This is a genomic window from Methylobacterium sp. FW306-05-D (assembly GCF_058782155.1).
This window is the reverse complement of sequence record NZ_JBYSXL010000139.1, coordinates 1-5,003: the sequence shown is the minus strand read 5'-3', so window position 1 is coordinate 5,003 and position 5,003 is coordinate 1. Positions and strand designations below refer to the sequence as shown.

Genomic DNA, 5,003 nt, shown 5'->3' with positions numbered 1-5,003 from the left:
GCGGCTGCTGGCGGTCTCGGCCGTGGCGCTCACCACCGCCAATTGCGCGCAGACTCCCCAGAAGGTCGCCGGGCCCGGGTCCTGCCCCGGATGAGGCGAAGGCCGCAAGGACCTGATCCAGCGACAGGAAACCGTCGCGCCACTGCTCGGGACCGGTCGGTCGCCCGCGCGGACGGGGCGCGATCCGAAACATCGAGAACTCCCGGCAAGCCCTTGCCGGGCCTCGGGGTTCGGCTTCAGCGCCCGTCCGGCTCGTTGAGCTGGTCGATCGAGCGGGCGCCGCGCTGCTTGAACAGCAGGTCGAGGGCCTCGAGCATCAGGCCGTGCATCTTGGCGCGCTCCGCATGGGCGATGTCGCGCAGCTGGTCGTAGACCGGCGGCTCCAGGTAGACCGACATCTGGCGGGCGCGCTGCTTCAGCGTGGCATTGGGGCGGCGAAGCGGGGGCGCTCCGGTATCGAGCTGGACGATTTCGGCGGTCTGCTGGGGTTTGCCCGGCGGGGTCGAGGCGGCGACGATGGAGGCGAGGCTGAGCTTAGGCGGCTTTGGCATGCTTGCTCACCTGCATGCGCTTCTCGATCCAGCCCCAGAGCTTGCGCACCTCGGAGGCGGCCTGACCCTTGGGGTTGAACTCGGTGACGCCCTGGCCGACGCCGATGGCGTCCTGGTGGTCGGTGCGGGCGACGATGTTCACGTCCGGCAGGATGCCGAGCACGGCGAGGCCGTCGGCGGCGTCGCGGATGCGGTAGGAGCGCGGCGGGGTCTGGTTCAGCACGAAGGCGAACTTCTTCTCCAGGCGGTAGATCGCCGCCAGGGTCGGCTTGAAGGCGCGCAGGTCCGCCGGCGTCGGGCGGCAGGGGATGATGCAGAGGTCGGCGGCGCGGATCGCCGAGAGGGTGCCGGCGGAATCGACGCCGGGCGTGTCGATGAAGACGTAGTCGTAGGCGGACTCGCGCAGCTGGGCCATCACGCCCTCGATCTGCGTCGCGTCGATCTGGGCCACCTCCGGGCCCTCGGCGGTGCGGTGGTCGAGCCAGTCGCTGATCGTGGCCTGGCGGTCCATCTCGAGGATGCAGACCGAGAGGCCCCGCTCCTGGGCGGCGACCGCCAGGGAGATGCACAGCGTGCTCTTGCCGCTCCCCCCCTTCTGGGTGACGAACGTGATGGCTTTCATCCTGGCGTCCCTTCGCGAGCGTCGACGAGTTCGGGTGACGGTGGGGCGGACGGATCCGGCAGTCTGGATCGCCGGCGGACGGGGCGGGGGCCTTCCGTCCTGTGACCCAAGGATGCTGCGATCCCGGATGTCGCCGATCATGGTTAACCAACGGTTAAGCCCGACCGGACAGCCGAACCGCGAGACAGCAATCTCAAGTTGATTGTTCGCTGCGAAATCGGCCCGGCGCTCTTTCGCGATCCGTCTTTCCGCTCTACGATGCCGGCGTGCCGAGCCCCGCGCGTTATCGGATCGGCAACCTCAAGTCGTTTTAATGGATTCGGTCCCGCCGGTTGAGGAGGCCCATGACGCGATCCCCGCCGCCGGATCCGGAGGCCGACATCCCCGGCGGCCTGCGGGCGGCCCTCGCAGCCTCGGGCGTGGTCGGCGCCTGGATGCACGACATCTGGGCGGACCGTCTCGTCGTCTCGGCCCCGGTGGCCCGGGCCCTCGGGTGGTCGCCCGAGGAGGGCGCCCGGGGCCTGCCGCTGTCCGCCCTCCTCTCCGGCACCCATGACGAGGACCGCGCCCGCCTCGACAACGCCCTCCAGGCGGCGATCACCCGGGGCGGGGCCTTCGCGGTGGCCTTCCGCACCCGGGCCCCGCGCCGGCTGAACCTGCGCGGACGCATCGAACCCGACGCCGCCGGGCGGCCGGCGCGGGCGCTCGGCATCGTCCTCGAACTGGCCGAGGACCGGGTCGACGGCGCCCGGGATCAGCACGCGGTGAACCGGATGGCCGAGCATGCCATCGCCCTGCGCGGCCTCGCCGACGATCTCGCCCGGCCCGGCCTGTCGCGGCTCCTCGACCGCCTGATGGTCGAGATCGGCCACGAACTCGCCCGCCACCTCCGGGACGCCCCGGACGGCCAGCGGCACTGAACCGCCCCGCCCGGAGCCGCGAGGCAAAATCAGCGGGGGAGGGCCGCGGCCTCCTGCGCGGGGCGGACCCGGTGGTTCGCGAGGGCGCGCAGGGCCGCTCCGGCCCCGGGCCGCGCCAGGGCCTCGCGGTAGGCCGCGATCAGGCCGGCGCAGTCGCGGGCGATCCGGGCTGGCGCGAGGGGCGGGGCGCCCCGGTCGCGCGCGTCCTGCCCGGCGGCGCGGGTGAGGACGCGCGCCGCCGCGTCGTCGGCCAGGACCTCCTGTGCCGCCAGCAGGTCGCCCTCCCCGCCGATGGCGAGGCAGGCCTCCGGGCCGGCGTGCCGCATCGCCCGCAGCAGGACGCGGCCCGCCGCGACCCAGGTGGCGTCGTCGGCCCCGTGCAGGATGCGGGCGACGGCGCGCCCGGCCCGGGCCCGCAGGCGGTCGAGGGCCGCGCCCTCGGGCAGTCCGGTCCGGTAGCCGTCGAGATAGGCGGCCGCCAGGGCGTCGAGGACGTCGCCCTGCCCCGCGAGGGCGTCGAGGAGCGGCAGCGCGCGCAGGATCGCCGCTCGGGCGCCGGCGGGGCTCGGATCGTCGTCGAGGGTGGAATCGGGGAAGCGGTCGGTGTCGACGAGCCCGGTGGCGACCCGGGCCTGGACCAGGCGGGCGGGCTCCGGGATCCAGAGGCTGTCGGAGGCGACGCCCAGCGCCCGCGCGGCGAAGGCCGGGTCGACCCCGGCGGCCACGTAGGCCGCCCGCTCGGCCGAGGCGTCGGCCTGGACCACCTGCCCGAACAGGCCGGGATCGTAGGGCGCATGGAAGCCGAGGCGTCCGCTCGTCACGAGGTAGCGCTCGGCGCCCCGCACGAAGGCGAGCGTGCAGGCGGAGACGCAGTAATCGGGCACGTAGGTGTCGAGCCTCCGGGCGGCGATGAGATCGCCGATCGCCGTCGCCTCCTCCACGAGGCCGCCCTCGCTGGTGAGATGGATGCGCGTCACCTCCGGATGGGCGGCGAGCAGCTCGGCCAGGCGCACGGCCGTGCCCGTCCCGATCTCCCCGGCGAACCGGATGTCGCGCCCGTACGGCCCGAGCGCGATGCGCGCCGGAGGCCCGGGCCGCTGGGTGTGGAAGTGGTCCTCCAGGCGCAGGGACAGGGCGGCATAGGCCGAACCGAGGGCGGGAAGCGCGCCGGCGACCCCCAGAACGGCGGCGCCCGCGACCAGCATCGCGCCGAGCGGCCGCGCGAGACCCCGTCCCCCGAACCCGCCGGCCCGAACCCCGTGCACCGCCATCCGCAAGCCCTCCCGATCCCGGCCGGCGACAGTCGTCGTCCCGGCAGGACCGGCCGATTATTGGCCCCGCGAAGTCTCACGCAAACACCCTGCCAGCTCTCGGACAGTCACGGGATGCGCCTGGATTGGAGGAAAGGGATTTTCGTTGATGTGTTCTCGCCGCAACGCGGGAGAATCCCCTGTCGGTCGGGCCGGAAACCGAAGTATCCTTCCGGCGGATGGGCGACCATGTCGCAGGCGAGGTCAGTCCGGGCCGGGCCGCTCGGGCGGACGCAGGAGATAGGTGTCCATGATCCAGCCGTGGCGGGTGCGGGCGGCCTCCCGCACGGCGCCGATCTCGGCGGCGACGTCGCCGAGGCGGCCCGAGACCAGGATCTCGTCGGCGGTGCCGAGGAAGGCGCCCCAGTAGATCGTCAGGTCCGGGTCGAGGTGGTCGAAGCGGGGCCGGCCGTCGAGCATCACCACGGTGGCGTCGGCGCCCTCGGGCAGGCCGCCGGCGATCTGCCGGCCGGTGGTGATGGTGATCGGCCCGCCGATGCGGTTGAGGGGGATGCGGTGGCCGGCCGCCAGCGCCTGGACGCTGGTAATGCCCGGGATCACCCGGACCGCGAGGTCCATGGCTCCGCGCGCCAGGATGCGGTCCACGATCCGAAGCGTGCTGTCGTACAGGGAGGGGTCGCCCCAGACCAGGATGGCGCCGCAGCCCTCCGGGCCGAGCTCGCGCGCGATCATCGCCTCGTAGAGGGCCGCCCGCGCGGCGTGCCAGGCCTCGACGGTGGCCCCGTAATCGGACGGATCGCGATCGCGCTCGGGGTCCTGCGCCTCCACGAAGCGATAGGGCTTCTCGGTGAGGTAGCGGGCGCAGATCTCCCGGCGCAGGTCGACGAGCTCGGCCTTGGCGCGCCCCTTGTCGAGGGCGAAGACCACGTCGGCGGTGTTCAGGGCGCGGATCGCCTGGATCGTCATGTGCTCGGGGTTGCCGGTGCCGATCCCGATCACCAGGAGAGTTCTCATCGCGCGCCGTCCTCCGCTCCGCCCGGGGCGGGCCCCGGGCCGCCCGCTTAGACCATGCGGCGGGGAAGGGGAACCGTGGCGGCGAGAAACCCCCTGCGTTCCCAGTCCCTTAGGGCGCGCCGGGGTGTCCGCCGGCCCGCCGCGCGCGAAAACCGGCCTGTCGCCGCCCGGCCGCGCGTGCTATGCCTCGTCCCGACATGACTCGCGTCCGGCACATGGCACTCTGGCTCGCGGCGGTGATCCTCCTGATCGCCGTCGGCCTCGTGCCGTCCGCCGCCGAGGCCCATGGCGGTCACCCACATGCCGCCGGCGTCGCCGCGGCCGCCCTCCCCCCGGCCGCCGCGGCCGAGATCCGGACCGGCGGCGCGGCGCGGATGCTCCTGCCCGAGGCCGCCGTCCGGACGGTCGTCGCGCTGGCGCCCGCTCCGGTGCGGGCCCTGAGCAGCGGCGCCTGCGAGGGCGGCTGCTGCAATGCCGGCTGCCGCAGCCCGAATTCCTGCTGCACCGGGGCCGGGCTCGTCCCCGACAGCGACGTCGCGGCCGGTCCGCGCAGGCCCGGCGACCGCGCCCTGGCGCGCGCTCTCCCCGCCCGGACGGACGTCGTCCCGGAAGCCCTCCCCGAACC

6 protein-coding genes are annotated in these 5,003 nt (G+C 74.0%); 2 read left to right on the top strand and 4 right to left on the bottom strand.

Annotated elements, in window-relative coordinates; translation table 11 throughout:
• Positions 1–236: 236 nt before the first annotated feature.
• Positions 237–551 carry a ribbon-helix-helix domain-containing protein gene (locus tag AC3WLN_RS23530; RefSeq protein ID WP_463778015.1) on the bottom strand — a complete coding sequence of 105 codons (315 nt, stop codon included), beginning with the start codon at positions 549–551 and terminating at the stop codon, positions 237–239.
• Positions 535–1,173, bottom strand: coding sequence for a division plane positioning ATPase MipZ (locus tag AC3WLN_RS23525; RefSeq protein ID WP_463778020.1), 639 nt, complete (start codon positions 1,171–1,173; stop codon positions 535–537). The genes AC3WLN_RS23530 and AC3WLN_RS23525 overlap by 17 nt, the downstream gene beginning before the upstream one ends.
• Before the next feature lie 344 nt (positions 1,174–1,517).
• Between AC3WLN_RS23525 and AC3WLN_RS23520 the strand changes: the two genes are divergently transcribed.
• On the top strand, positions 1,518–2,093 hold the full coding sequence (locus AC3WLN_RS23520; protein WP_492485337.1) for a PAS domain-containing protein: 576 nt from the start codon (positions 1,518–1,520) through the stop codon (positions 2,091–2,093).
• 29 nt (positions 2,094–2,122) lie between these two features.
• On the opposite strand, the gene AC3WLN_RS23515 is transcribed toward AC3WLN_RS23520, so the two are convergent.
• On the bottom strand, positions 2,123–3,364 hold the full coding sequence (locus AC3WLN_RS23515; RefSeq protein ID WP_492485335.1) for a COG3904 family protein: 1,242 nt from the start codon (positions 3,362–3,364) through the stop codon (positions 2,123–2,125).
• Positions 3,365–3,607: 243 nt separating this feature from the next.
• Positions 3,608–4,378, bottom strand: coding sequence for a precorrin-6A synthase (deacetylating) (gene cobF / locus AC3WLN_RS23510; protein WP_492485333.1), 771 nt, complete (start codon positions 4,376–4,378; stop codon positions 3,608–3,610).
• Between the two features lie 215 nt (positions 4,379–4,593).
• Here cobF and AC3WLN_RS23505 point away from each other — a divergent pair.
• Positions 4,594–5,003: hypothetical protein (locus tag AC3WLN_RS23505; protein ID WP_492485331.1), on the top strand; the 410-nt coding region annotated here is incomplete at its 3' end.

What these genes read in the sequence shown, in the direction of transcription:
- AC3WLN_RS23530 (WP_463778015.1), bottom strand. Translation starts at nt 551, where the DNA reads ATGCCAAAGCCGCCTAAGCTCAGCCTCGCCTCCATCGTCGCCGCCTCG.
- AC3WLN_RS23520 (WP_492485337.1), top strand. Translation starts at nt 1,518, where the DNA reads ATGACGCGATCCCCGCCGCCGGATCCGGAGGCCGACATCCCCGGCGGC.
- AC3WLN_RS23515 (WP_492485335.1), bottom strand. Translation starts at nt 3,364, where the DNA reads ATGGCGGTGCACGGGGTTCGGGCCGGCGGGTTCGGGGGACGGGGTCTC.
- AC3WLN_RS23525 (WP_463778020.1), bottom strand. Translation starts at nt 1,173, where the DNA reads ATGAAAGCCATCACGTTCGTCACCCAGAAGGGGGGGAGCGGCAAGAGC.
- cobF (WP_492485333.1), bottom strand. Translation starts at nt 4,378, where the DNA reads ATGAGAACTCTCCTGGTGATCGGGATCGGCACCGGCAACCCCGAGCAC.